At 66.7% G+C, this 3,633-nt stretch carries 3 protein-coding genes; 1 reads left to right on the forward strand and 2 read right to left on the reverse strand.

Features of this window, described 5'->3' with window-relative positions:
- Positions 1-229: 229 nt before the first annotated feature.
- A complete protein-coding gene (locus ACAM49_RS39230; protein WP_369640581.1) occupies positions 230-880 on the reverse strand; it encodes a cutinase family protein in 651 nt (216 codons plus the stop codon).
- A gap of 268 nt (positions 881-1,148) precedes the next feature.
- Between ACAM49_RS39230 and ACAM49_RS39235 the strand changes: the two genes are divergently transcribed.
- A complete protein-coding gene (locus ACAM49_RS39235; RefSeq protein ID WP_369640582.1) occupies positions 1,149-2,552 on the forward strand; it encodes a wax ester/triacylglycerol synthase family O-acyltransferase in 1,404 nt (467 codons plus the stop codon).
- A gap of 1 nt (position 2,553) precedes the next feature.
- Here the strand turns inward: ACAM49_RS39235 and ACAM49_RS39240 are convergent, their stop codons facing one another.
- A complete protein-coding gene (locus ACAM49_RS39240; protein ID WP_369640583.1) occupies positions 2,554-3,477 on the reverse strand; it encodes an alpha/beta fold hydrolase in 924 nt (307 codons plus the stop codon).
- Between the last annotated feature and the right edge of the window lie 156 nt (positions 3,478-3,633).

A 3,633-nucleotide genomic window follows, 5' to 3' on the forward strand; every position in this document is an offset into this window, starting at 1 on the left:
CCGCATCCCCGGCCTGCACTGGTAACCCCCTCCCCCACAACAGAGGTCGGCCCGGCGTGGAACAGCACGCCGGGCCGAACCCTTCGGTACCCGCGGGGCCGGAGGTGGGACAGAGGCCCCAAATGCCCTAGCATCTGACGCCCCCACCGGCCGCGAGTACCCGGACCCGCCCTGGGGTTTCGGATGTGTCCGTCGAAACCGCCCGAGGGCCGGGCCCGCCCCTCCCGGGTCAGAGGTGGGCGGCGGCGAAGTTCGCCGCGTCCACCAGGTCGCTGCCGTAGGCCACGTGGGCATTGGCGTCGGTGCCGGATCCGCAGACGGGATCGCCTCCGGTGCACCAGTCTCCGGTGCGGGACAGGAACCAGCCGGGGACATTCCAGCCCAGGCCGCGCACCGGGTCGCCGAAGAGCAGGACCGCGGCGACGCGACCACCGAGGTAGCCGGGGAGCTGGACGCTGCCCGGGTACCAGGACACCGCGCCGGTGCCCAGCGCCGCGTGCACGACCGCCGCGCCCTGCGAGTAGCCGATGAGGACGAAGAGCTGGCCGGGGCAGGCATCGGCCTGAGCGGTCATGTGGCCCACCAGATCCGCGCTGCCCGCGCCGACGTTGAAGCTGTAGTCGGCGGGATAGTTCACGCGGTACGAGGTGGTCGACAACGGCAACCGGTCCGCCAGCAGGCCGTAGAGCGGATCGCCGATCTCATCGCCGAGCCAGCCGGGTTCGCCTGTGCCCCTTGCCACCACGACGTCCACGGCGGCGCAGCCGTCCGCGTGGGCCGTCGCCGGTGACGTGAACACCGTCGCGGCGGCGATCGTCGCCGCCGCCAATCCCCAAGCCGTCAGCCATCTTCCAGGCAGCAGCACCTTCCGGTCGCCCATTGTCCTCACCTCTCACGTCGTTGTGAGAAGCCCGGTGACTCTTGTCATTGACTAGAGACTGATCACCGGGCTATGTGACCCAAGGTAGGAACGGTCGAAGGAAGCGGCAACGAATTCTACTGGAGAGTCACCTGATTGGTACCCAACCGTTTCATCATGAAACTTGTTATCTACGTGCTATTTTGAGGCAACGAAACGGCATCGAAAGGGATCCGGAGCACACCGCGAACGGCGCGCAAAATGCAACCAGTTCTCATAGTGTGTTGGTATGGAACGACTTACCGGGCTCGACGCGAGCTTCCTCTATCTCGAAACAGACACTCAACTGCTGCACGTCTGCGCAATGCTGATACTCGACCCCACCGCGGACGGGGCGAGCTTCGAGCACGAGGCCTTCAAGGCCGAACTCGGGCGGCGGCTGCACCTCATTCCCGCCATGACGCGCCGACTACACGCCGTGCCGTTCAACCTCGATCATCCGGTGTGGGTGCATGATTCGACGTTCGACCTGGACTACCACGTCAGACGCTTGACCCTGCCGGGCGGAGCGCCCGACAAGGCGCTGGCCGACGTGGCCGCCGAGATCGCCGGACGCCCATTGGACCGCTCCCGCCCGCTGTGGGAGATGTGGGTGGTCGAGGGCCTGCCGCACGGCAAGGTGGCGGTCATCTCCAAGTACCACCACGCCATCGTGGACGGCATCACCGGCACCAATATGATGATGCACCTGTGCGATGTGGAGCCGGGCGTGAGCTACGCTCCGCCCGCGCCGGAAACCGTTGCGGCCGAATCGGAACCCAACGACCTGCAGCTGGCCGCCGAGGCGCTGCTGAAGTTCCCGGGCAAGCTGGGCCTGATCGGCATGGTGCCCAAGACCGTTGGCATTCTGGGCGGTCTGGTTCAGCGCCGGCGCGGCACCGGATCCCGCGGCATGCCATTGCCTTTCACCGCGCCCCGCACGCCGTTCAACCGAGCAATCACCCCGCATCGCTCCATCGCCTTCGTGCAGACCGAGCTGTCGGATATCAAGGAGATAAAGTCGGCCTTCGGCGTGAAGGTCAACGACGTGGTGCTGGCGGTCGTCGGCGGTGCGCTGCGCAGCTACCTCGAACTGCACGACGAACTGCCCGAAACCTCGCTCATGGCCTCGGTTCCGGTGTCCACGCACGAGACCTCACGCCACGAGGAGGGCACCAACAAGGTCTCGACCATCTTCGCGCGGCTCTACACCGATATCGAGAATCCGGTGGCGCGCATGCAGGCCATCGCCGAGGACAATCGCGGGGCCAAGGAGGAGCACAACCTCATCGGCGCCGATTTCCTCCAGGATTGGGCGAAGTACGCGCCGCCCAACACCTTCCAGCTGGCCGCGCGGGCGTATTCCTCGTTCAAGCTGGCCGAGCATCACCCGGTGGTGCACAACCTGGTGGTGTCGAATGTGCCCGGCCCCAATTTCCCGATGTACTTCCTGGGCGTGCGAGTGGCCTCGATGTACCCGTTCGGGCCGGTGTTCCACGGCGCGGGTCTGACCGCCACGGTGATCTCCAATAACGGCCACCTGGATTTCGGCTTCATCGCCTGTCAGGAATTGGTGCCGGATGTCGACAAGATCACCGACGCCATTCCCGAGGTGATCACCGAATTGCTCAAGGCCGCCCGCGAGAAGGCCTGAGCTACAAACGATCCGCCACCGACTGAACGGCCTCGAGGAACACCGGGACAAAGACGTCCGCCTCGAGTGCACAGGCCGCGTGACCGGCCTTGGCGAGGAAGATCTCCGCTCCCGGAATCGCTTTCGCCATTTCCAGCTGACGGAAGACGGGCAGGGCCCGATCCCGTGTGGTGATGACCACGGCCGTCGGCACCTTCAGCGTCGAGATCCATTCCGACGAATCGAATCGCCCCAGCACCACGAGCGCCTGCGTCAGCGCCCAGCCGCTGGTGGCCCGCAATTCCGCCATGGCCCAGCGATCCATGCGCCCCACCGGCCAGGAGGATTCCGGCAGCGTCGGAAGCTTGTCGCGGCGCAGTTCGGCGCGGCGGAACGACCATTCCGAGAACATGGTCGCGGTGGCCGCCCAGGTGCGATGGAAGGCACGCTCGCGGCGCGTCTCCTGGAAGCGGTAGGTGGTGGCGGCCAGCACCATCCCGCCCACCCGGTCCGGGTGGCGGTGCGTGGTCAGTTGGGCGATGACCCCGCCCATGGAATAGCCCGCGAGGATGGGGCGTTCGACGCCGACCGCATCGGCGACCGCGATGACGTCGTCGGCCAGATCATCGAGATCGAAACGCTCGGAACGGATTCCGTGGCCGTGCCAGCGCTGGTCGAACAGGACCACGCGGTAGCGCTCGTTGAGCTCCTTCAGGCTCGGGAACCAGTTGAGCATGGCGGTGGTGGCCATGCCGTGCAACAGCAGCACGGTCGGCGAATCCGGCGTCGGGCCCGGCAGATCCACCACGTAGGTGGTGCCGCGGCCGGGCAGTTCCACCATCGAGCCCTGCGGCACCTCGGTCAGCCGGGAGATGCGCGGCGACAGTCGGCGGCCGCGGCGAGACTCGGAATTCGGCGTGGTCAGGTCCACTTTGGGGTTCGTCATCGAAGGCCTCCCGGCACCCCGCCTCGGCGGTCGAAATGGAACACGTTCCATTTGATGATGCCATACGGGAGCGACGGCGGCCGGTTACGACTTACAGCCGGGCGCGGGCGCGACCACCGTGGTGACGACCACCGGGGCCGAGGGCGGGGGCGGGGT

Origin of the sequence: Nocardia sp. JMUB6875 (assembly GCF_041154655.1) — a bacterium.
Classification (GTDB): Bacteria; Actinomycetota; Actinomycetes; order Mycobacteriales; family Mycobacteriaceae; genus Nocardia.

Excerpts from the sequence above, each read along its gene's own strand:
- ACAM49_RS39240 (WP_369640583.1), bottom strand. The coding sequence starts at position 3,477 with ATGACGAACCCCAAAGTGGACCTGACCACGCCGAATTCCGAGTCTCGC.
- ACAM49_RS39235 (WP_369640582.1), top strand. The coding sequence starts at position 1,149 with ATGGAACGACTTACCGGGCTCGACGCGAGCTTCCTCTATCTCGAAACA.
- ACAM49_RS39230 (WP_369640581.1), bottom strand. The coding sequence starts at position 880 with ATGGGCGACCGGAAGGTGCTGCTGCCTGGAAGATGGCTGACGGCTTGG.